The organism is Spongiivirga sp. MCCC 1A20706 (assembly GCF_046524175.1).
Classification (GTDB): domain Bacteria; phylum Bacteroidota; class Bacteroidia; order Flavobacteriales; family Flavobacteriaceae; genus Spongiivirga.
The window spans coordinates 366760-388743 of sequence record NZ_JBEFZF010000002.1; the positions used below are offsets into that span (position 1 = coordinate 366760).

The 21984-nt window shown below is 38.4% G+C and carries 23 protein-coding genes; 18 read left to right on the top strand and 5 right to left on the bottom strand.

Annotated elements, in window-relative coordinates; all coding sequences use genetic code 11:
* Nucleotides 1-61: 61 nt before the first annotated feature.
* Nucleotides 62-775 carry a hypothetical protein gene (locus ABN763_RS05710; RefSeq protein ID WP_410484473.1) on the bottom strand — a complete coding sequence of 238 codons (714 nt, stop codon included), beginning with the start codon at nucleotides 773-775 and terminating at the stop codon, nucleotides 62-64.
* A 72-nt stretch (nucleotides 776-847) separates the two neighbouring features.
* Nucleotides 848-1843 (bottom strand): VOC family protein, encoded by a 996-nt coding sequence (locus ABN763_RS05715; RefSeq protein WP_410484474.1) that lies wholly within the window; start codon nucleotides 1841-1843, stop codon nucleotides 848-850.
* A 348-nt stretch (nucleotides 1844-2191) separates the two neighbouring features.
* On the opposite strand from ABN763_RS05715, the gene ABN763_RS05720 reads away from it, so the two are divergent.
* From ABN763_RS05720 to ABN763_RS05805, 18 genes are all read left to right on the top strand, one after another.
* Nucleotides 2192-4843 carry a TonB-dependent receptor gene (locus tag ABN763_RS05720; RefSeq protein WP_410484475.1) on the top strand — a complete coding sequence of 884 codons (2652 nt, stop codon included), beginning with the start codon at nucleotides 2192-2194 and terminating at the stop codon, nucleotides 4841-4843.
* A 102-nt stretch (nucleotides 4844-4945) separates the two neighbouring features.
* Nucleotides 4946-5488 carry a VOC family protein gene (locus ABN763_RS05725; RefSeq protein WP_410484476.1) on the top strand — a complete coding sequence of 181 codons (543 nt, stop codon included), beginning with the start codon at nucleotides 4946-4948 and terminating at the stop codon, nucleotides 5486-5488.
* Between the two features lie 136 nt (nucleotides 5489-5624).
* Complete coding sequence (locus tag ABN763_RS05730) at nucleotides 5625-6539, top strand: hydroxymethylglutaryl-CoA lyase (protein WP_410484477.1); 915 nt, start codon at nucleotides 5625-5627, stop codon at nucleotides 6537-6539.
* Nucleotides 6539-7771 carry a 3-isopropylmalate dehydratase large subunit gene (locus ABN763_RS05735; RefSeq protein WP_410484478.1) on the top strand — a complete coding sequence of 411 codons (1233 nt, stop codon included), beginning with the start codon at nucleotides 6539-6541 and terminating at the stop codon, nucleotides 7769-7771. The genes ABN763_RS05730 and ABN763_RS05735 overlap by 1 nt, the downstream gene beginning before the upstream one ends.
* Nucleotides 7771-8277, top strand: coding sequence for a 3-isopropylmalate dehydratase small subunit (locus tag ABN763_RS05740; protein WP_410484479.1), 507 nt, complete (start codon nucleotides 7771-7773; stop codon nucleotides 8275-8277). Before ABN763_RS05735 ends, ABN763_RS05740 begins: the two co-directional genes overlap by 1 nt.
* Nucleotide 8278: 1 nt before the next feature.
* Entirely contained in the window at nucleotides 8279-8848 is a 570-nt protein-coding gene (locus ABN763_RS05745) for a carboxymuconolactone decarboxylase family protein (RefSeq protein ID WP_410484480.1), read from the top strand.
* A complete protein-coding gene (locus ABN763_RS05750) occupies nucleotides 8838-10022 on the top strand; it encodes a CaiB/BaiF CoA transferase family protein (RefSeq protein ID WP_410484481.1) in 1185 nt (394 codons plus the stop codon). Before ABN763_RS05745 ends, ABN763_RS05750 begins: the two co-directional genes overlap by 11 nt.
* A gap of 8 nt (nucleotides 10023-10030) precedes the next feature.
* Nucleotides 10031-10459, top strand: coding sequence for a nuclear transport factor 2 family protein (locus tag ABN763_RS05755; protein WP_410484482.1), 429 nt, complete (start codon nucleotides 10031-10033; stop codon nucleotides 10457-10459).
* A gap of 11 nt (nucleotides 10460-10470) precedes the next feature.
* Complete coding sequence (locus tag ABN763_RS05760) at nucleotides 10471-11154, top strand: isochorismatase family protein (protein ID WP_410484483.1); 684 nt, start codon at nucleotides 10471-10473, stop codon at nucleotides 11152-11154.
* A 93-nt stretch (nucleotides 11155-11247) separates the two neighbouring features.
* Nucleotides 11248-12201 carry a polysaccharide deacetylase family protein gene (locus tag ABN763_RS05765; protein ID WP_410484484.1) on the top strand — a complete coding sequence of 318 codons (954 nt, stop codon included), beginning with the start codon at nucleotides 11248-11250 and terminating at the stop codon, nucleotides 12199-12201.
* Nucleotides 12185-13111, top strand: coding sequence for a polysaccharide deacetylase family protein (locus ABN763_RS05770; RefSeq protein ID WP_410484485.1), 927 nt, complete (start codon nucleotides 12185-12187; stop codon nucleotides 13109-13111). The genes ABN763_RS05765 and ABN763_RS05770 overlap by 17 nt, the downstream gene beginning before the upstream one ends.
* A gap of 8 nt (nucleotides 13112-13119) precedes the next feature.
* The gene (locus ABN763_RS05775; protein WP_410484486.1) at nucleotides 13120-13440 is read left to right on the top strand and encodes a cupin domain-containing protein; all 321 of its coding nucleotides are present in this window, start codon (nucleotides 13120-13122) and stop codon (nucleotides 13438-13440) included.
* A complete protein-coding gene (locus ABN763_RS05780) occupies nucleotides 13440-14336 on the top strand; it encodes a bile acid:sodium symporter family protein (RefSeq protein ID WP_410484487.1) in 897 nt (298 codons plus the stop codon). The genes ABN763_RS05775 and ABN763_RS05780 overlap by 1 nt, the downstream gene beginning before the upstream one ends.
* A complete protein-coding gene (locus ABN763_RS05785; protein WP_410484488.1) occupies nucleotides 14333-15106 on the top strand; it encodes an SDR family oxidoreductase in 774 nt (257 codons plus the stop codon). Before ABN763_RS05780 ends, ABN763_RS05785 begins: the two co-directional genes overlap by 4 nt.
* 14 nt (nucleotides 15107-15120) lie before the next feature.
* Nucleotides 15121-16572, top strand: coding sequence for an amidohydrolase family protein (locus ABN763_RS05790; RefSeq protein ID WP_410484489.1), 1452 nt, complete (start codon nucleotides 15121-15123; stop codon nucleotides 16570-16572).
* A 78-nt stretch (nucleotides 16573-16650) separates the two neighbouring features.
* A complete protein-coding gene (locus ABN763_RS05795; RefSeq protein WP_410484490.1) occupies nucleotides 16651-17559 on the top strand; it encodes a DUF1838 family protein in 909 nt (302 codons plus the stop codon).
* Nucleotides 17549-19042, top strand: a complete 1494-nt coding sequence (locus ABN763_RS05800) for a flavin monoamine oxidase family protein (RefSeq protein WP_410484491.1) — start codon at nucleotides 17549-17551, stop codon at nucleotides 19040-19042. Before ABN763_RS05795 ends, ABN763_RS05800 begins: the two co-directional genes overlap by 11 nt.
* A 20-nt stretch (nucleotides 19043-19062) precedes the next feature.
* Nucleotides 19063-19737, top strand: a complete 675-nt coding sequence (locus ABN763_RS05805; RefSeq protein WP_410484492.1) for a CpcT/CpeT family chromophore lyase — start codon at nucleotides 19063-19065, stop codon at nucleotides 19735-19737.
* A gap of 2 nt (nucleotides 19738-19739) precedes the next feature.
* Here the strand turns inward: ABN763_RS05805 and ABN763_RS05810 are convergent, their stop codons facing one another.
* The 3 genes from ABN763_RS05810 to ABN763_RS05820 are packed head-to-tail and all read right to left on the bottom strand — an operon-like array spanning nucleotide 19740 to nucleotide 21981.
* Entirely contained in the window at nucleotides 19740-20711 is a 972-nt protein-coding gene (locus ABN763_RS05810) for a quinone oxidoreductase family protein (protein ID WP_410484493.1), read from the bottom strand.
* An 11-nt stretch (nucleotides 20712-20722) separates the two neighbouring features.
* Entirely contained in the window at nucleotides 20723-21226 is a 504-nt protein-coding gene (locus tag ABN763_RS05815) for a VOC family protein (RefSeq protein ID WP_410484494.1), read from the bottom strand.
* An 11-nt stretch (nucleotides 21227-21237) separates the two neighbouring features.
* Entirely contained in the window at nucleotides 21238-21981 is a 744-nt protein-coding gene (locus ABN763_RS05820; protein WP_410484495.1) for an SDR family NAD(P)-dependent oxidoreductase, read from the bottom strand.
* Nucleotides 21982-21984: the final 3 nt, after the last annotated feature.

Below are 21984 nucleotides of genomic sequence, written 5' to 3' on the forward strand. Positions count from 1 at the left end.
AGGCGGGTCATATGACCCGCCTATTTTTTTGTTTAGTGCGGTGTTGACCGGTTCAAAAAAACTAGTTGACCCGTTTTAATCGGTAAGGAGCTATCCCAGGGGTACTGTAGATAATTTTACCGTCATCATCCAATCCATTTACCTCTGCGAACATGCCGCCTTCATCTAGTTCATATTCCCATTTAAAATTGAGTAATTGTTGTGTGGTGGTAGAAAACACCTTACAAGGTTTATTTCTTCCTGAAAATCCTGTTTCTGTAGGTGTCCATACAATGTGACATATGGCGCCACTTTTTCCATCTTCTAAGTCTTCAGGTCCAAAACCCGATAGTTTTACAGAATCTCTTACATGCGGTATCTTCGATTCTATATCTTTAAACTTCTTAGGTCGCATAGTAATAGTTTTTCCATTGGTGTCCTCCTCAAAAATCCAAACTAAAAATTCCGTTTTGTCAAAGTACCAGGGTTTGTCATCATGACCATTATATCGCGTTGAACCCACTAGTATATACTTGCCCACTTTTGGGGCATTTACTCGTACGAAAATCCGGTTTACACGACCATGTTTATCATCTTCAGGGATACTGTCCTCTTTTTGATCAGCTCGCATTTGGTCAATACTATCAAATTCGCCTGAAAACATGGTAAGTAGTTTTTCAATAGGAGCTTGTTCAACCAAGGTTGTCTCAGCTTGAGGTTGTTTTTTTTCTACATTTTTACAACCTATTAAAGCTACTAAGGGTAGTAGCATAAGAATAACGTTGATTTTTTTCATTTTAATATCGGTGTTTATTATGATTTATTTGTCATGCTGTTAACATGGCACTCAGTTTTTTCATATGTGATATTAGTCAACTAACTCAATAAATTCAATCCAGACCCCATCAGGTGATAAAACTGAAAAGACTTTCATATTTCCGTAGGGCTCGATTCTTAATTTTTGTACTTCAGAGTTTAAAGTAAGTCCCCGTTTTTTTAAAGTTTCGGCATAGGTATTGGCATCTCTAACAGGAAAACGATACATCAATATTCCCAAGTTTGGCGGTTTCGCCATAGGTGAGCAATCCTTTCCTACTAGCTCATTCGTATGGAGGTATTCGATAGAACCAAAGTGGTCAGGGTCCGGTCGTACGATATCGATGGGAACTGTAACGTCTTTGTTAATATTAGGAGGAATGCCTATCACATTATGACCAGCTTTACGATCAAGACCCGGGGTCTGAAAAAACATGTTAAAGCCTAGCTTATTGATAAAGAAATCATAGGAAGCTTCCATGTTCCGCACAATAACTGATGAATTGAATATTCTGCTCGTCTTTTTCATGTGATCAAAACCAACAAGTGGAGGAGCAAAGCGTTGCATAAATGCGATAACAATACCATCGGGTCCTTTCATTAAAACCTCAGATACGTCATATATATTAAAGGTGTATCTAAGTGGATCACTAATACCGTTCCATCCGTTATCCTGAAGCTCTTTATACGTAACGTCCATATGATGAGTACGAAGATTAATATCAAAGATGCCCCCAGTATCCCAGACATGAGCGCCAGATCGTATTTGTATTTGATCAGTATTTTTAAATTGAACAATACGCAAAAAACCTTCATGATCTCCTTCATTTTGCATAACCGTCTCTGATATGATTACGTCCTCATTTAAATGCCATAGTTTTTTAAGGTCATTGCCGCCTTCATTTTCACTTATTACAATCCAACCACACACCGTTTCGAAAAAGTCAACCCATCGTTCTATATTAGAAACACTAAAAATAACTTCTTGAAACCCTTTAAGGTCCTTATCTGATTTTGTAAAGTGAAGGTTGTGTTTTATAGCGCTCATAGATTCAAATGTCTAATAAAAATAAACATGAAAATCTTTCATGTCATGAGTAAAGTTATAAATAATTAACATTATTAACGATTAATTTTATTAATCAAATTATTTTCAGTGTTATTAGGGCATCACCAGAATACAAGAACAATTGGTCATTAAATAGGCCCATTGTGAATAGAATGATTAAGATATTTATAAAAAAATAGTTAATAAAATTAACTATTAATATAATTAATTATTATATTGGTGAACTGTTTAAGCATAAATTATCCCTAAACAGCAACTATTAATCACATTGCAAGGCAGTAAAATCAATACTATTTGCAACTATTCAAAACCAATAATTTTAACTTTATGAAGACAAGAAAAGTTATGAAATTAGTCTGTATGCTAAGCTTTTTGTTTTGCTCGGCGGGAGTTCTTGCCCAAATTTCGGGTACTGTTACAGACGAAACCGGCGTTCCTATTGAGGGGGTTGCCGTTCAAGTTAAAGGCACAAGTACGGGTACAGTTACCGGACAAGATGGTACTTATAGTATTAGTGCTAGCGAGGGGGACGTCCTAGTATTTTCTTACATTGGATTTGCAAGACAATCGATTACGGTTGGAAACCAAAGTACCATCGATGTACAAATGAAACCGGATGTAAGCAGATTGAATGAGGTTGTTGTTTCTTCAACCAGAAAACCAGTGCGTAAACTGCAAGCAACTACTGCAATTAATAGTATTGGCTCTGAAGAACTAGCAACTTTAAAGGCGGAGTCATTTACCGAAGCGATCCAGAATACGCCAGGTGTTACTATTGATGAAACACAAGGTAGAAAAGGGGGGTTTAACATTAGGGGTTTTCCCGGAGGTTCTATTTATACGACCACTTTAATTGATGGATTACCTGTTTCTGGAATAGCAGCGTTATCAGGTGGCACGCAGGAATTTTATGGAATAGACCAAAATGTTCAAAACATAGAAGTTGTTAGAGGAGCAGCCGCTACGTTATTTGGTAGAGCAGCAGCGGCAGGCGCCATTAATATTATCTCAAAGACAGGAGGTACTGAGCATCATGGTAGTTTTTCAATAACAAAATATAGTAATAACTCGAGACAAGGGCATCAGTTTGAAGATGAAGTTGATTTTAGAACAGACTTTAACTTTAATGGTCCTATTAGTGACAAAATCCGATATAACATTGGGGGTTATTTGTTAGAAGATTCTGGAGTAAAAGAGCAATTTGCTAAAGATAGAGGTGCTCAAGTAAGGGCTAATTTTGACTACTTAATATCCGAAACTTCTTCCATACGTGTATATGGTTCTACCTTTAACAACCAGTTTCAAAATGTAACCGATGGCCCATGGGATTTAGAGAATAACAGAATTTTGGATGGATGGCATCCCGCCAATACTTTCTTTAATGACGCTGGAAATTTAACTACAGCTTTTGGCGAAGTGGGTGTAAGACAAGGTTTCTTTAATCCTACTCCAGCAACAGATGCCAATACAGGGGCTGCTCTTAGAGATAACCCTGGAAGAAACAGAGAAAAGACTCGTGGAACATCAGTAGGAATAGACTTTAATCTAGACTTAGGCAACGGTTGGTTCTTAAATGAGCGTTTTCGTTATAATGATTTCAAATATTTAGATATCAATGAGTTTAACTTTTCCACCTTTTACGATGAGAATACCACTGTGAGTAGGTTTAATGGTCAGGCAGATAATCAGAATCGGGCGATAATTACTGAACACAGAATTTCTAAGCAAATAAAGGGAGAAACTGCCGAACATAACATTTCAGGAGGTCTTTATTATTCTGATGCAAAAAGAGATCGTTTAGGGATTAATTTTATTTATGGCTCAAGCGTTGCTTTCAGAAATCCAACCATTTCTGCCAATGGGTTTACAAGAGGGTCATTTACAAATCCAAATTTACCGGCCACTTCATACATTTCTAACACATCATCGAATAGGCAAGAAACAAGTACAGGTTTGTTTATTGGAGATGAAATGACATTTAATGATAAACTAAGTGTGAATGTTGCCTTCCGTTACGATTGGTTAAAATCAAGATTCAATAATGATCCTGAAGAAATAAGATCGACAGGAATTGATTTTGATCCGGGAACTTTTGAGGAGAATGAGTTGCAATTTAAAGATTTTTCTTATTCAATCGGAGCAAACTATTTATTAGGAGAATCATCTGCTGTTTACGCAAATTATGTTAGAGCGTTTTCATTGCCAGGTTCAATTAACCTAACGACTATCTTACCAGATGATAATGAAGTAGTAAACAACCTTGAGGTTGGGTATAGAGCAGGTCTTGGTGATTTGACAGTTGATTTCACACTCTTTAATACAAAAATAGATAATAGAACGGCGGTTATTTTTGACAGTAACCTTGGTGAGTTTGTTGAAAGACCAGCAGGATCAAACAAAGTATCTGGGGGTGAGATTTCGGCAATATATACTCCAAGTGCTATTCAAGGTTTAATTGTTAGAGGTGCATTAACACTTTCGAAATCAGAGTTCGATACTTTTTTAGAACCTCTTAACTCCGCAACTGATCCTAATAACGTGTTTGGTAGAACTGTGGTCACTGATGATACAGGGGCACAAGCATTCGATTTAAAAGGTTTAGAAGCACCAAACAGGCCTAATACTATTTACAATATTAATATTGGGTATAACGCAGATAGATGGGGTGCTGATTTTGGTGGTATTACATATTCAGGTGCTTTTGCAGATATCTTAAACCTGATAGAGCTTCCAACCTTGTCTGAATACAATTTAGGGGCATATTACTCATTCCCATTAGATGATAATGAACTGAGAATTAGTATGCGAATCAAGAATTTATTTGACGGAGATAATGCGAGACAATTGGTCGTAGGTGGGCAAGCTACTGACGCTAGTTTAAGAGAATTACAAGCTAATCCTACTAGTGCTGGAAGAATATCATCAGCGGTATTCCAAAACCCAAAAAGAGTATTGTTTACTATTGGATATTCTTTTTAGTCGAGGATATTAAAATAGAAGTAGAGTTTTAATTACTGAGTTAGTTTGACTTATTAAACGGATAGCCCTTAAAAAGCTATCCGTTTTTTTAAACGGACAAATATGAGAGTTAGTAAATCAACGTTTTTATTGTTTATTATGTGTTTCACAGGAACACTTGTTTTAAAAGGGCAAGATCAGGTAACAGCCAAAGTATCTGGTATGGCTTTTGTGACCCATGATCTTGAAGGCAGCATCGAGTTTTACACACGTTTTTTAAATTTCAAAGTACGTAAACGTATTAAAATCGACACGCCCGGGGGGCTAGCTAATTTTGGAGTTACAGGGGATAAGTCCTTAGACTATGTCGGATTAGTCCCTCAAGAATTTTCAAAGGATAATATCATTATGGGAATCAATCTTATTGAGATTGAAGAAGCAGCAAATACACCTTTTCAACAAGAAGGCAAAAGACCGCCCATTGCCGGAGAGCAAATGATGGCATTTTCGGTGACAGGGCTAAAACAGATTGAAAAAATGATGAAAGATGCCGGGATTCCTATCGTAGCTCCCTTGACACCATCAGCTACGGGAAAATCGATGACCTTGGCAGTACTAGATCCCAACGGTATCCGCATCCAAATGTATGAGTACATTAAAAATTAATATTGAATAGATCATATATCGTTTGTGCATCGGAAGGTTTTGACTTGGTTGTATCACTTAGTAAATTAATTGAGCTTAGCGATAGTCAATCCAATAAAATTAGTTAACTTAGTTAACTAATTTTGAAAACTCAATTTTGAGCGAAAACAATCATATTATTTTAGAAGAGCAAGGTCTTCGTGACGGATTTCAAACCTTGTCAAAAAATGTTCCTACAGCGATGAAATTAGCATATATTGATCGCTTGGTGGATGCAGGTCTAAAACGAATTCAAATCGCATCCTTTGTACATCCAAAACTAGTGCCTCAAATGGCCGATGCAGAAGCGGTTTGCCAGCAAGTCGATAAAAAAGAGGGAGTAGTTTACAGTGGCTTGGTTCTTAATTTAAAAGGGGTAGTGCGGGGCATTAATACAGGACTTGATCATCTTGCATGCTCTATTTCTGCAAGTAATACGCATAGTCAAAAAAATGCAAGATTAACGCTGGATGAAGCAAAGACGGCATTCAAAGAAATGGTAAAACTGTCCCAAGAAAATAAGATTGCTGTTAGAGGCGGAATTCAATGTGCTTTTGGATGTAGATACGAAGGAAGTATCGATCCAAATCACGTACTTGATATGGTCGATCACCATTTGGATGCGGGAATTGATGAACTAGCACTAGCTGACAGCACGGGAATGGGAAACCCGAAGCAACTAGGTGAGCTGATGAGCAAAGTAGTAGAAAAAGCTGGCGACACTCCTGTCATTCTTCACTTACATAATACAGAAAATAAAGGCTACGCCAATTTAGTAGCCGCTTTGCAAGCTGGGGTGAAAATTTTTGATACTGCTTTTGGAGGACTTGGTGGCTGTCCTTTTATAAAAAATGCGACTGGGAATATTGCAACTGAAGATACTGCGCACCTGTTACATCAAATGGGTTATGAAACGGGTATTAATCTTTCGCAAATAGCTTCAATTAGTCAAGAAATGGATACATTTTTAGGGTATAAATTGCCAGGACAGCTGTATAGTTTGATTAATGACGAAAACATAGTATTAAATTAATGGGACAAACAATATCAGAAAAGATCATCTCAAACCATGTTGGCAAAAAAGTATATGCCGGCGAATTGGTTATTAGCGATGTAGACGGTTGTATGGCGAGTGATACCACAGGGCCATTGACTATAAAGGCGTTTCATGAAATGGGCGGAAAGAAGGTATTCAATCCTGATAAATGTGCTTTGGTCATTGATCACGCGGCGCCGTCACCAAACGAACGTATTGCGAACCTGCATAAAATGATGCGTGACTTTGCCAAAGATCAAGGTATGCGATTGTTTGAAATTGGAGAAGGAATTTGCCATCAAGTAATGGTAGAAAATGAATATGTGAAACCCGGGGATATTTTTGTTGGTGCTGATTCGCATACGCCAACATATGGGGCATTGAATGCATTTGCTTGCGGAGTGGGTTCTACTGATCTAGCTGCAGTAATGATGACTGGTAAGATCTGGTTGAAAGTACCGCAAACCATTAAAATTAATTGCTCAGGAAAATTAAAGCCCGGTGTCACTGCTAAAGATTTGATTCTATTTTTAGTAGGGAAAGTGACTGTTTCAGGAGCAACATATCGGGCAATTGAATTTACCGGAGAAGCTTTTGAAGGCCTTAGTCTTGCAAGTAGAATGACTATTGCAAATATGTCTTCAGAAATGGGTGCAAAAGCGGGTATCGCGCATCCAAAAGGATTAGAGCTCGATTACGATTTTAAGGCTGTTGAACCCGACGAAGATGCTAATTATATTAAAACATTCGATTTCGATGTCTCTGATCTCGAACCTCAGGTAAGCGCGCCTGAATCTCCCGATAATGTACATAATATTTCAGCATACGAGGGCACCAAAATAAACTATGCTTTTATTGGCACATGTTGTAATGGTCGATTGGAAGATCTGGATATTGCTGCGAAAATTCTAAAGGGAAAAAAAATACATAAAGATGTAAGAATGGTCATAGCACCTGCTTCCCAAAGTGTGTTATTGGATGGGATTAGTAATGGAAGCATTGCGACTCTTATTGAAGCAGGTGCATCACTAATTACTTCAGGCTGTGGTCCATGTGTTGGCACCCACCAGGGTGTTCCGGCTGATGGTGAGGTGGTGATATCGGCAGCTAATAGAAACTTTAGAGGTCGAATGGGAAATCCAAATAGCAATATTTATTTAGGTGCACCCTCAACAGTTGCGGCATCAGCCTTAGAAGGACGAATTATCAATCCAAAAAAATATCTGTAATGGCATTACAAACCATTATCAAGGCAACCGCTCATGTATATGGCGATCATATTGATACCGATCGTATCATTCCGGGGAAGTATACAAAAACACTAGACCTCTCGACCTTGGCGAGTCACGTACTCGAAGATCTAGATCCTGAATTCAACAAAAAAGTACAACAAGGAGATATTTTAATTGCAGGCACCAATTTTGGTTGTGGCTCATCTAGAGAGCAGGCTCCTTTGGCTTTAAAACAATCTGGGGTGTCTGTTGTAATTGCACAAGACTTTGCTCGAATTTTCTTTAGAAATGCAATTAACATAGGGTTACCCGTATTAGAAATTGGGCAACATGATATTGCAAAAAACAGTGAGGTAGAGGTCGATTTGAAACAGGGTATCGTCAAAGATTTAACAGCGGGCATTACTTATAAAGCCACAAAATTACCGGATATTATGATCAATATTTTGAATGAAGGCGGATTGGTCAATTACTTAAAGGAACACGGAAATTATACACTTTAGTATGAGCCGAATTCCGCCAATATCCAACCCAAAACAAGGTGATTTAGCTTCTCTTTTCACTAAGGCCGAGGCTTGGATGGGTTTTATGCCAAATGATGGTTTGGTCATGGCGCATAAACCGGATATTTTGGCCTCGTTTTTTGCATTAGCAAAAGCGATCTATGCCCCGGGAAAAATTGATTCCGGCCTTAAACGAATGATAGGTCATATTTCTAGCCGGGCTTCAGGTTGTGTGTATTGTAGTGCGCATACCGCTTTTGGAGCGGATAATAATGGGGTTTCAGCGGAGAAAATGAAGGCAATTTGGGAGTTTAACGCTTCTGAGTTGTTTGACAAAAGGGAAAGAGCTGCCTTAAATGTTGCTTTAAAAGGTAGTATAAGTCCAAACCAAGTAGATGATGACGATTTCTTGGAGCTAAAAAAGTATTTTGACAATGAAGCAATTGTCGAAATCGTAAGTGTAATAGCGATGTTTGGTTTTTTAAACAGATGGAATCTTACATTTAATACAAAACTAGAAGATGTACCGAATGCGGTATATCAAAAAATAAATGATAAGGATGGAGCATAGCAATCCACTTAAAGGATTAAAAGTATTAGAATTTACCCATGCTGTAATGGGGCCTTGTGCCGGACTCATGTTAGCTGATATGGGCGCCGAAGTGGTACATGTAGAACCATTAAATGGAGATAACACCAGGCGATTAAAGGGTTTTGGAACCGGCTATTTTTGGTTTTATAATCGAAATAAAAAAAGTCTTGCAGTCAACTTAAAATCTGAAGAAGGCATAACACTTATTCATGATTTGGTAAAGGAATATGACATTGTTGTTGAGAATTTTGGCCCTGGAACGATGGATCGGTTAGGCTTAGGCTATGAAGCCTTAAAGCCATTAAATTCCCGACTTATTTATTGTTCCTTAAAAGGGTTTTTAAGCGGCCCATATGAGAAGCGACATGCAATGGACGAAGTGGTGCAGATGATGGGCGGCCTAGCATATATGACTGGACGAAAAGGTGATCCGCTTCGTGCAGGTACTTCGGTGATCGATATTACCGGTGGGATGTTTGGTTATATTGGGATTTTACAGGCCCTCTATGAACGAGAAAAAACGGGAGAAGGAGGTTTTGTGAAAGCATCACTATTCGAAACCTGTGTTTTCTTAATGGGTCAGCATATGGCCTATGCCTCTCAAATTGATTATGAGATTCCGCCAATGCCAAGTCGAGTAAGTGCATGGTCTATTTACAAGGTGTTTGACACTAAAGAAAATGATAAGGTATTTGTTGGTATTATCAGCGAAAAACACTGGGTACGCTTATGTGATGTATTTGGTTGGGATGATTGGGCAAATGATAGTCGATTAGAAACAAATAATAGGCGTATTGATGAGCGAGAGTGGTTTTTGCCTGCCTTAGATGAACGTTTCAGGCAGTTTACAAAAGCTGAGATCATTGAACGTTGTGATAAAGGGCATATACCTTTTGCACCCATTAGCAAACCGGAAGACCTTTTCGACGATGAACAATTAAACGAAGGAGGAAGCTTGCTGGAGGTTAAGATGGGAGATAATAAAGTAACCAAGCTTCCTAAGTTTCCGTTGGAGTATAAAGGCACGCGCTCCGGAAAACGTATGGATCCGCCTGAGATAGGAGAGCATACAGCTGAGGTTTTAAAGAGTTTAGATATAGATAATGCTACCATCGAAAAAATGGTTGCCGCGGGCATCATTAAAATGAATTAGATTGCTTTATGAAAATTGCAACACTATTAGCTTGTTTACTTTTCTGTTTTTTAGGATTCGCCCAACAAGTGAGCCCTGAAACTCAACAACAAATCAAACAACAGATCGAAAATTTAAGAACAGCTCATCTGAAAAGTGATGCAGAGTTAGCAGCCAAAATTTATCATCAAGATTTAATTCTTACTTCCCAAAGTGGTAAAAAATATAAGAAGGAAGTAGCACTTAAAAATCTTAAAAATGCATTTGAGATTTATGAAAGTTCAGATATTGAATTTTTAAACGCTAGCGATGCTGTTGTGATAACAAATTATATCAACGAAAGGAAATATAAAGATTTGGATAAGGGTGTATTCAGACTTACTGTTGTTTGGAAGCAGTATCAGGGAGATTGGAAAATTATTTCCATGCAATCTTCAAGAATCAAAAAACCTAAATAGTATACCATAAAATGAAAGGAACCAAAATGCAAACCACAACCAAAACGGCTAAAGAACTTTATTTTGAGGTAAAGGCAAATCCGGCTAGAAAGCGATTCGGGTTTGGTAAGAAAGCGGCATTGGTAAATATTGATATTCAAAAAGCATATACAAGGACCGATCTGTTTAAGACTGCCTATGAAGCAAACCCTAAACAGCTAGATTATGTAAATGAACTGGCCGCTGCATTTAGAAAATTAGGTTGGCCCGTAGTTTGGACGCATGTAGCGTATATGGACACCGCAGCCGATGCAGGGGTTTGGGGTACCAGAACCGATACACCAGATAGCTTACAAAATATTAAGTTCGCGTCTGAACGAGCAGAATTAGATGATCGTTTGATTTTAGACAAAAACACAGATGTATTTTACGAGAAGAAAATGCCATCTCCATTTTTTGAAACACCCTTACAATCATTATTGGTATGGCATCAGGTCGATACTGTTATTTTAACAGGAGGCTCTACTTCTGGTTGTGTTCGTGCAGCGGGAGTAGATTCGTTATCTAGGGGTTATCGAACAATAATTCCTGAAGAATGTGTTGCAGATAAACATGAAAGTTATCATTACTCCAACTTGACCGATTTAGCATTGAAGTATTGCGATGTACTAGAAGTTAAAGAGGTTTTTGATTGGTTAAATGGAGTTGAGAGTTGAAAGCCTCCCCTTGAGGGGAGATTTAGAGGGGTGTCCCCTTAAAGTTATTGAGAATTAGGATTAAAAGATTCCCGCCTTCGCGGGAATAGAATTATGAAAGAAGACACCGGATATTACGATTATTGGGCCTATGAAAACAGGCCTAAAATTGAGTGGCCAAATGGGGCAAAAGTTGCATTTTGGGTGGCTCCAAATATTGAGTTTTATGAGTTAAATCCACCAGATAATCCTTTTAGAAAGCCGTGGCCACAACCAAGTCCCGCCTTACCGGGATACACCAGTCGAGATTGGGGAAACCGAGTTGGGCATGTGAGACAAATGGAATTACTTGACAAATATGGAATTCGGGGTTCTATTTCATTATCAACGGCATTATGTGACCACCATCCTGAAATTATTGAGTTATGTAAGGAACGTAATTGGGAGTTTTTTAGTCACGGTATTTACAACACACGTTATACCTACGGAATGACTGAGCAACAGGAACGTGATATGATTAAAGACTCTATAGAAACGATCTACAATCATACCAAGCAAAAATGTGCAGGGTATTTGGCACCAGCCTTATCCCATTCAGAAAACACCTTAGATCTTTTTGCCGAGGTAGGAACAGAATTGTTTGGTGATGAAGCCGGTTTTTATTCTTGTGATCTTTTTCATGATGACCAACCAACACCTATTCAATTAAGAAATGGTAAACGATTTGCTTCAATTCCCTATTCCTTAGAAATGAATGATACCATTGCCTATCTGGTGCAAAAAATCACACCAAGGCGATACGGAAAGGAATTAAAGGACAATTTCGACAGGTTATATGCAGAAGGTGCCGAAAGCGGGACCATCATGTGTATCCCAACTCACAATTATCAAGTAAGCAATGCTCATAGGATAAAAGCTTATGAAGAAGCATTAGAATACATTACCGGGCATTCTGATGTCTGGGTTACCACGGGAAAAGAAATAGCCTCTTATTTTTTAGATCACTATTACGATATTGCTTTAGAGGATATAAATAAGAAAAATAACAGGTATGGGACGGTTAGATAAATCATATTTAGAATATCCTGAGCGTTCTTACGGAATGGACCATGATCGTTACGATTGGTCTATGCTAACAAACAGAAAACCAGTTAGCTGGCCAGGGGATAAGAAGATTGCGCTTTGGGTAAATGTGGGTCTTCAATTTTTCCCCTTGAACCAGAAAGGAATCCCATTCAAGGTTCCCGGAGGTATGACCAAACCATATCCTGATTTGCGGCATTACAGTCTAAGAGATTATGGTAACCGAGTTGGAATCTATCGTTTTCTAAAGGCCTTTGACAGGTTTGACATTAAACCAACTTTTGCAATGAATACAAGACTTGCAGAGCGAGTTCCCTACTTGGTTGGAGCTATTAAAGAACGTGGTAATGAGGTTGTATGTCATGGCTATCACATGGATAATTTACATTACGGTGGTCAGGATATAAAGGAAGAAAGAGAGCTCGTAAAAAGATCATTAGAAAAGCTTCGAGTAATAACAGGCCAAGAAGTTAAAGGCTGGATAAGTCCAGCAAAAAATGAATCAGAAAACACTCCAGATTTATTAGCTGAAAATGGAATTTCATATTTCTGCGACTGGGTAAATGACGAAATGCCATATGATTTTAGGACAACAAAAGGCATGCTCACAGCAATGCCGTTGTCAACGGAGTTGGAAGATTATTTTATCATTTTAAACAACTTACATTCAGCTCAAGACTGGGCCGAGCAGGTAGAAGATGCATTTCAGTTTCTTTTAGCGGAATCAAGAACCCAAGGTGGTCGTATATTAAGTTTGAATATTCACCCATGGGTGCTTGGTCAACCACATCGTATTCAATACCTTGAAAGGGTTTTGAACCTATTGGGGAATCATTCAGATGTTTGGACTGCCTCGGCAGGAGAAATTCAACAAGCTTGGAAAAGTCAACAATAATATAAATTATGCCTGTATTATCAATTAAAGACATTGAAGCACGTGAAATGATCCCGGGTTTTGTAGCCCGAATGGTTCATATGGAGGGAATGACCTTTTCACAATGGGAAATTAAAGCAGGAGCTCAACTTCCTGAACATCATCACATTCATGAACAACTTTCGTATCTCGTTCAAGGTGAATTCGATTTCACCTTAGAAGGAAAAACTGAGCGAATAACTCCAGGTAAATTGGTAGTAATTCCGTCGAATACAGTGCATTCAGGAAAAGCTATTACAGACTGCGTGATTGTTGATATTTTTCAGCCGGTTAGAGAAGATTATAAATAATGACTGAGCTACTTTCCCAGTACATTCCAAAGATATTACAACTGTTGTTGTTTCTTATCATGCTGGGTATGGGAATGACACTTACCGTAAAAGATTTTACGCGAGTTGGAGTTAAACCAAAAGCGGTTTTTACAGGACTGGTTAATCAAATTCTTTTTGTCCCCTTAATTGCATATTGTCTTGTTTTAATTATTCCTATGCAACCGATGATTGCCATGGGGCTCATGGTGGTTGCATGTAGTCCGGGAGGCGCAGTGTCTAACCTCTTTTCCTATTTGTCGAAAGGTGATACAGCGTTGTCAATTACCCTAACAGCAATAAGCAGTATCATAACGATATTTACGATACCATTAATCATTAATTTTTCCTTAGATGCAATTTTAGGAGAGGCCTCAAAAAGCATTCAACTTCCATTGGGAAAAACCATCTACAATATTTTTAAGCTAACGGCATTACCTGTATTTATCGGAATGTTGATTAACTATAAATTCCCAAAAACCGCGGAAAAAAGTAAACCAGTGATCAAATGGGGTTCGATTACCGTTATCATACTCGCACTAATTTTTATGGTAATGAAGTTAGAAGAAATTGGTGATAGCTGGAGCTTTTTAAAAGCTTCATTAGTAAGTGTCTTGTTGCTTAATTTTTTCACATTGGGAGTAGGATTCGTAAGCGCGAAAATGCTTAAGCTTTCAACCAAACAAGCTGCGACTATTTCCATAGAAAGTGGCATGCAAAATAATGTGCTGGGAATGACACTGGCAATGGCCCCCGGCTTATTAAATACTCCGGAAATGGCTGCCACACCTGGTGTTTATGGTGTTGTAATGAGTTTGTTAGCAATAGCGGTGGTCAATATTTATAAGAAGATGATCATTAAAGTAGAAAAATCATGAATTTGCATTTAAAAGATAAACTTTTCTTGGTTGGCGGAGCAACTAGCGGATTGGGAAAAGCAATTACAGAACAACTTCTAGCTGAAAATGCAAGAGTCATAGCAGTAGCAAGAAAAGAAGGAGCGCTTTTTCAGCTTCAAAATGGTAATGATACGGTTGAGATTATATCAGGAGATCTTGCAGAAGAATCTACACTTAAGAAAATATTGGAGACAATAGGAGATCGGGTACTTACAGGAGCAGTAATTAACTCAGGAGGACCACCTGCTATGCCAGTTTTGGAAACCAAAATGTCAGATTGGGATGATGCTTATAAAAATGTCGTGCGATGGAAAATTGAACTTACCCAAGCGCTAATCCCCAAAATGATGAAACAACAATATGGGAGATTGTTGTATATCGAAAGCGTATCAGTAAAACAACCCGTAGAGAATTTGGTATTGAGTAATGCCATGCGATTGGCTATAGTGGGTTATGTAAAAACACTTTCTCAAGAAGTAGGTAGATCAGGAGTGACTATGAATATTCTTGGACCAGGATATCACGCTACACAACGAATGGAAAATCTGTTTAAAAAGAATAGCGAATTAAAAGGAGTCTCTGAATCGTCTATAAGAGCAACTTTTGAAGGACAAATAGCAATGAACAGAATTGGGGACCCTAAAGACTTCGCCTCGTTAGCAGTCTGGTTGCTCTCACCGCATAGCGCTTATATATCAGGACAAACTATCTCGGTAGATGGTGGCTTGGTTAAAGGGATAATGGGATAATATTAATACAGATTATGAAAAAGTCTAGCCTCGTATTGTTGTTACTGTCACTGCTATTAAATGGATGTCAAAACAATAAAAAGGTTTTTGAAAATGCCATTTGCATTCAAAATATTACTACGATTGATGCCATTAATGGCGTAGAAGAAGGTCAGACCGTAATACTAAAGAACGATAGAATATTTAAAATTTCGGACACCAATGATTTAGCATTATCAGAAGATAACAATATCATTGATGGGACCGGAAAATATCTGATTCCAGGCTTATGGGACACCCATATGCATTTTGCTTATATAGAAGAATTGGCACCCAGTATGTTAGACCTATTTTTGGCTTATGGAATTACATCGGTAAGAGATACCGGTGGAAGAATTGAGTTTGTAAAGCAGTGGAAGGATAAAGCGGATGCTGACCCTGAAAATTCACCTCGCGTTAAAATAGCTGGTCCGCTTTTAGACGGCATTCCTAATGTATATGATGGAGGCGCACCCAATCGACCTGAATTATCGGTAGGCTTAAATTCTGTTGAAGCAGTAGCAAAGGAAATGCATAAGCTTGACAGTATTGGGGTGGATTTGTTTAAAGCTTATGAAATGTTAAGTCCCGAGCAGTTAGTCAAGATTGTTGAAATAGCCAATAAAAAAGGGCTTAAAGTTACGGGACATATTCCACTTAGTATGGATGCCATTAGCGCTTCGAACGCAGGCATGCATAGCATTGAGCACATGAGAAATCTCGATGTGTCAATGGCTTTTAACTGGCGTGAACTATGGGAACAACGTACAAAAATGCTTGCCGAAGGCGCATATAAACAGGGGGGAGATTTAAGATCATCTATCCACAAGGCTCAACAAGAAATAGCTATTAATAATTATGATGAAGAAAGAGCAAATGAAGTACTGGCCGTTTTGAAAAAGAATGATACTTGGCAAGTGCCTACACTGGTTTTAAACACCTTATTTACAGGACAGTATTTTGCCAATGAAGACTATCAAAAAAGCTATGAGTATTTACCAGATTCCATTGGAGCCTATTGGCAGAAACGATCTATTGTACTTCAAAAGTTTCCAATAAGTGATTTTAGGAAGAAATATGATGATTGGAACTTGAAAATGGTAAAGAAAATTCATGATACCGGTATTCCTATTATGGCGGGGACTGATAGCCCCATAGCGTATTTAACTCCCGGTAGAAGCCTTCATGAAGAATTAGCAGTGTTGGTTAAAGCAGGCTTATCTCCAAAAGAAGCATTAAAAACAGCAACCTTGAACCCCGCCAAGTACTTCAACCTAGATGATGAATTAGGGCTGATCAAAGAAAATTATTTAGCCGACCTGTTAATTTTAGATGCAAATCCGTTGGAAAAAATAGGAAATACCTTATCGATCAATTCCGTGATACGGAATGGGAAAATACATGATCGAAAATCTCTTGACACAATTCTAAACAGATTGAAAAAATAATGACTACATTATTAAGTTATTCTTTAAAATTTAGTTAACTTTATTAATTATTAATTTAATTAATCAATTAACTTAAGGATGAAAGTCAAGAAATTAATTGCCTTAATTGCGATTTTGCCATTCCTCGTAGCCACAGCTATAAGTTGTAATGAAAAGCAGAAAGCAAATGAATCAGCTGAAAAGGAACCAGCTCCTGTTACTAAAAAGTTAGCGTACGACCTTAATGACCCTAAAGATCAATTGCTAATTTTTGAAAAGTTACAGGGCGATTTATCTGGCAAAAAAACCTACTCCTATTCCGAGGGTAGGGTGTTTGGCATTCGTCCTGATAAACCAGACAGCTTAGATGTATTTGGAAAGGAAGTTTTCAGATATTCAGGCTGCGGTATGAAGATTATGCGTTTGTTAGAGGATGGGAATGTTGAGACCAAATCTAAAGGATGGTTATTGTACCAAGACCCTAAAACAGGAGAATATGTTAGTGAAATGCGAAACCCATATACGGGTAAAGTGGTCGATGTACCACCATTTAGAGCCGGGATTCGGGGTGGAATTATGACCCCAGAAGGACCTAAGGTCGACGCAAATTTTACAATGGAAAGTACGGCTTTTGGCCAACCCTTAAATCTTGTTTTTACGGAGATTGGTGACCGCATGCACGTTACGAGGCATGCATTTACTAAGTGGTTTGAAAAGAAGTCGCAAACATGGCGAACAGAAATGACCTTAGATACTTATGATTTTGATAAATCGTATTTATACGATCGCTCGCATCCTCATATACCTGCTGATACACATTGGACAAGCGAAACCTCATGGCTGTCTATTTTAGATATGGCAGGTACACCAGGTCATATGATATGGGCATCTAGTGGAGGCACGTATTATAACAAAGAAGACCTTCCGGCAGAATTTATAGCTGCGACAGAAGCCAAACAACCAGATATTTTTGGTGAACCTCTAGAATGGGAAGAAAATGAAGAATAATAGAAATAAGCAAACAGCTAAACAGGACTTTAGCCGCAGAGAAATGATTAAAAAGAGTAGCCTGTTTATAGCTGCTACCCCATTTTTAAGTTTGAGCTCTTGTGTATCGGCTAGTAAGAAGGCTTTTGATGCAGACGTTATTGTTATCGGTGCTGGGCTGTCCGGTTTAAATGCGGCATTATTGCTTGAAGAAAGTGGTTTTTCCGTAAAAATTGTTGAGGCAACAGACCGCTTAGGCGGTCGCGTACACACTGCCAAAGAGAGTGATGTGCCCGGACATCCTGAATTGGGTGCAAATGGTATTGGTGGAGGTTATGCACGTTTATTAAATGCCGCTCAAAAATATGGTGTGGGCATTGGACCTTATCGACCAAGAACGGAGCCTCGAAATGGTGAAATTTTATATGCGGTTAAGGGCAATTTCATTCTACCTGAAGATTGGGAAGGTCACAAAGCAAATCCGCATCCAGAAGGATACCGAAAAGGCTCTCCCACATCACCGCCATGGTCAATATATAGCAAGCTAAATCCGCTTCCTAAAAACGATTTGGTGGCTTGGCGAAATAAAGAATACACCAAATGGGATAAATCAGTTTATGAGGTGCTAAAAGAGGAAGGATTTTCAGATGAGGCCATAAAATTAGGTGTTTCAACCAATTCGAGTTATGGTGTTGATGCCAAGAATATTTCAGTACTAATGTATTTTCAAATCTTGAATTTCCTTACCCAGCAATCACAATTTAATGGACAGGGAGGTGCAGCAGTAGGAGGTAATCAGCGAATTCCGGAGGCTATGGGTGCTGCTTTCAAACAAGATATTTTAATGAGCTCTCCGGTAAAATCGGTTGCCTCAGAAGCTGACGGAGTAGATATCATACTAGAGGACGATAAAAAACTGCGTGCCAGATACGCCCTAATTACGCTACCTGCATCAGCATTACGACGAATTTCCGTTTCGCCTACTCCAACTCAGCAAAAAGCCTTTAAGGAACTGCCTTATACACCCTGCTGTCAAATTCATTTTGTTCCAACCAAAAAGTACTGGGAAGAAGATGGTTTACCGCCAAGTATGTGGTGCGATACCTTGGCAGGGCGATTTATGGCTTTAAAAAACGATCCCAATGATCCGGATAAGGTTACAAGTTGCGTTGCTTACCTAAATAGTAGTGTGGCTGTTCAAGTAGATAACATGAATAGAGAAACTGCGATTCAAACGGTGACCAAGACACTTGAAGATATGCGACCTAGTCTGAACGGGGCACTTAAATTTGTGCACTATTGGACCTGGATCGATAACCCATATGCCGGTGGCGCATATGCCTACTGGAAACCGGGGCAAATTACCGAATTCGCGGATGGAATTGCAGCTCCAAATGGACGTATTCATTTCGCTGGAGAGCATACCGCAACCATTAGCAGAGGTATGGAAGGGGCAATGGAGTCCGGCGAAAGAGCGGCCTTCGAAATTTTAAATTTACTTTAATAATTAATAACAAAATACTGATGAGAAAATCAATTCTTAAAGGTGGGATTACCATGATAGCTGTATTAGTGAGTACGATTAGTTTCGGACAAGCTTTAGAAGAACAGCTGACAGAAATTATGAACTTCTGGCCAGGTACCTACAATAATGATAAGCAGATCGCAACAGCTAAAAAAGCTGGAAAAGATATTTGGATGGTAGATGATTCGGGTAAAGGAGGCTTTTTGCAAATTACATCACATTACATAAAACTGGATAGACCCGATTTGGGAGAGCACGTTTTATACGTTGAAGAATATCGGGATCACGACCCAAAAAACGCATATAGGCAACGCATTTATACGGTATCAATCGATAAAGAAGCTAATATGATTAAGGTTAAAATGTGGCCATTTAAGGACAAGAAGAAATACCTAGGTTCTTTCAACGATATCACGATGTTGAAAGACCTAAAGAAAGAAGAGATCAGTGCTTATCCAGACTTTTGCGACATGCATGTAAAAAAAGATGGCGATGCTTACCATATGTATATGAATGATAAAGACTGTGCCTTTGGAGATAAGTATTTTAGCTATCAGGTAAAACTTACCCATAATATGTTTAGTTATCGAGATAAGATTACCGAATTATCAACTAACAAGCGGTTGACCACAGCAGCCGATTTTGCATATCATAATCTTGACAAGATTGAGTGAAATCAATTGATCTTGATCAATGTTCGGCCTACAAGTTCCCGGTTTTCCCAAGCTTCATGAGCTTGTGTGATTTGTTGTAAGGAATAGATCTTTTCGATAGGTATTCGCCATTTTTTGGAGATCAATGCTTCATGGGTTGCCTCTTTCTCTGCCCCATTATTTATAGCTTGATGAAAGTATTGAACGAATCCGGTTACAGAACAATTTTTACCGATAAGCATCGATACATTAATGTCCGGAGCCTGCCCTGCAACAGCACCAATAAATATTACATTACCATGAGGAGCAATCACCTCAAAGTTTCGTAATGCATTAGGACCGGCGTTACCATCAATAATAACATCAACTCCTTTACCGTCATTTAACGTTAATACTTTTTCGGGCCATTTGGGGTCTGTATAGTTAATAAGATGATCAGGATCAAACTGATTTGCATATGCTAATTTTTGATCACTTCCCGCAAGGGCAAAAACCGTTACTCCATGAGATTTTGCTACTTGAATAAGCATAGCTCCTACGGCTCCTGCAGCTGAATGAATGATTAGTGACTGATCAGGTTTCATTTTTGCTGCAGAGTGAATTAGCAACCATGCAGTATAGGCACATGTAGAAAAGACCGCCCCCGTTTTCATATCCATACCCTGCGGAATTTCTTGAAGTGAATTGGCTTTTGCAATGGCAAATTCAGCACAGCCTCCCCATTGACCGTTGCAGGCTATACGTTTTCCTACCCATGATGAATTAACACCTTTTCCTAAGGCTTCAACAGTGCCGGAATACTCAAATCCTGGTGTGAATGGGAATCCTGGATGCATCCACTTAATCCTGTCGGCTCGAGCGTGATTATCCATCGGATTTAATGCTGCATATGCCACTTTAATAAGTACTTCATCTTCTTTTGGATGAGGTATAGGATGTTCTTCTACTATTATTTTTTCTGGCCCACCTGGACTGTTTACAACTGCTTTCTTCATCTTAATTCCTGTTAAAAAACTTCATATAGAACAACTAAATGTCCGTCATAATCGATAAAGGCTTGTTCTTTATAGTTTAATCTTTTTGATTCTACTATTCTAATTGCTGTTGTTTCCAGTCCCTTTTTTCTAATCTCATCCATCGTCAGCTGAATATTGTCAACTTTAATTACAATTGCGCTCATTAAAGGAGTATTAGGTTTGGGAAGTTTTACGCCCTTTACCTCGGTTAGTGCTAGTGTACGCTCCTGTGTTTTAGAGTTTAGGGTTGCAAAACGAATAGTAGCCTCTTTCGGAACTTTAAAAACAGGATACGAATAGGAATCTTTTGTGCTGTTTTTAATTTGCCCGAACATTGAAAAACCAAGAACATCTCTGTAAATAGTAAGTGATTTTTCCATATCTGCAACAAGCAGTGTACTTCGTTTAAACAAAACGTTTGTTTCCCCCTGAGCTAATATTGTTTGATTAGCAATAAATGATATGACTATTAATAAAAAAAGCTTTGTTTTCATATGCTTGATGTTTAATGCATTCCTGCACCTCCGTTAATATGTATACATTGTCCTGTTATATGAGATGCACTTTCACTAAGAAGGAACAAGATAACTGAGCTAATCTCTTCAGGTCTTGCTAAGGATTTGAGCGGCACCATTTTTATATACTGGTCTTTGTCAAATCTTGTGCCACCATCTTCTTTATAAATGAAATTGGTGTTCACCGCTCCGGGAGCGACTGAGTTTACCCGAATAGCAGGAGCCAGCTCTGCCGCTAAGGTTTTTGTAAAACTTACAACTGCAGCCTTAGAGGCGCTATAAGGACCATAATTTTTCTGTCCAATAAAGGCCAGACCCGAAGCCATATTTACAATTGCTGCTTTTTGAGCATTTCTTAGTAAAGGAGTAATCACTTTACATGCATTAAAGCAACTTTTAAAACTAATGTCATAGGTCTCGTCCCAATCACTAGATGTTAGAGATTCAATAGCCTTAAATTGTTTTATAGTACCTGATAAATTTACAAGGCCATTTATTTGATCCACTTGTGTGTCGATTTTGGTAAAAACGTCATCAAGATCATTTTTTTCAAGCGGATTAGCTTTAAAATAGAAGTATTTAGGAGTTGTTACAATTTGGGAATCTTTTTGAATATCAATCCCAAAAACTGTTGCATCACAGTCTAATAATTCATGAGTTAACGCTTGACCGATACCACTATTGGCACCAACAATGACAAACTTTTTCCCTGAAGCGTTGTAAATAGCTTTCAAAAT

Excerpts from the sequence above, each read along its gene's own strand:
- ABN763_RS05710 (WP_410484473.1), bottom strand. The coding sequence starts at position 775 with ATGAAAAAAATCAACGTTATTCTTATGCTACTACCCTTAGTAGCTTTA.
- ABN763_RS05715 (WP_410484474.1), bottom strand. The coding sequence starts at position 1,843 with ATGAGCGCTATAAAACACAACCTTCACTTTACAAAATCAGATAAGGAC.
- ABN763_RS05720 (WP_410484475.1), top strand. The coding sequence starts at position 2,192 with ATGAAGACAAGAAAAGTTATGAAATTAGTCTGTATGCTAAGCTTTTTG.
- ABN763_RS05725 (WP_410484476.1), top strand. The coding sequence starts at position 4,946 with ATGAGAGTTAGTAAATCAACGTTTTTATTGTTTATTATGTGTTTCACA.
- ABN763_RS05735 (WP_410484478.1), top strand. The coding sequence starts at position 6,539 with ATGGGACAAACAATATCAGAAAAGATCATCTCAAACCATGTTGGCAAA.
- ABN763_RS05740 (WP_410484479.1), top strand. The coding sequence starts at position 7,771 with ATGGCATTACAAACCATTATCAAGGCAACCGCTCATGTATATGGCGAT.
- ABN763_RS05745 (WP_410484480.1), top strand. The coding sequence starts at position 8,279 with ATGAGCCGAATTCCGCCAATATCCAACCCAAAACAAGGTGATTTAGCT.
- ABN763_RS05750 (WP_410484481.1), top strand. The coding sequence starts at position 8,838 with ATGGAGCATAGCAATCCACTTAAAGGATTAAAAGTATTAGAATTTACC.
- ABN763_RS05755 (WP_410484482.1), top strand. The coding sequence starts at position 10,031 with ATGAAAATTGCAACACTATTAGCTTGTTTACTTTTCTGTTTTTTAGGA.
- ABN763_RS05760 (WP_410484483.1), top strand. The coding sequence starts at position 10,471 with ATGAAAGGAACCAAAATGCAAACCACAACCAAAACGGCTAAAGAACTT.
- ABN763_RS05765 (WP_410484484.1), top strand. The coding sequence starts at position 11,248 with ATGAAAGAAGACACCGGATATTACGATTATTGGGCCTATGAAAACAGG.
- ABN763_RS05770 (WP_410484485.1), top strand. The coding sequence starts at position 12,185 with ATGGGACGGTTAGATAAATCATATTTAGAATATCCTGAGCGTTCTTAC.
- ABN763_RS05775 (WP_410484486.1), top strand. The coding sequence starts at position 13,120 with ATGCCTGTATTATCAATTAAAGACATTGAAGCACGTGAAATGATCCCG.
- ABN763_RS05780 (WP_410484487.1), top strand. The coding sequence starts at position 13,440 with ATGACTGAGCTACTTTCCCAGTACATTCCAAAGATATTACAACTGTTG.
- ABN763_RS05785 (WP_410484488.1), top strand. The coding sequence starts at position 14,333 with ATGAATTTGCATTTAAAAGATAAACTTTTCTTGGTTGGCGGAGCAACT.
- ABN763_RS05790 (WP_410484489.1), top strand. The coding sequence starts at position 15,121 with ATGAAAAAGTCTAGCCTCGTATTGTTGTTACTGTCACTGCTATTAAAT.
- ABN763_RS05795 (WP_410484490.1), top strand. The coding sequence starts at position 16,651 with ATGAAAGTCAAGAAATTAATTGCCTTAATTGCGATTTTGCCATTCCTC.
- ABN763_RS05800 (WP_410484491.1), top strand. The coding sequence starts at position 17,549 with ATGAAGAATAATAGAAATAAGCAAACAGCTAAACAGGACTTTAGCCGC.
- ABN763_RS05805 (WP_410484492.1), top strand. The coding sequence starts at position 19,063 with ATGAGAAAATCAATTCTTAAAGGTGGGATTACCATGATAGCTGTATTA.
- ABN763_RS05810 (WP_410484493.1), bottom strand. The coding sequence starts at position 20,711 with ATGAAGAAAGCAGTTGTAAACAGTCCAGGTGGGCCAGAAAAAATAATA.
- ABN763_RS05815 (WP_410484494.1), bottom strand. The coding sequence starts at position 21,226 with ATGAAAACAAAGCTTTTTTTATTAATAGTCATATCATTTATTGCTAAT.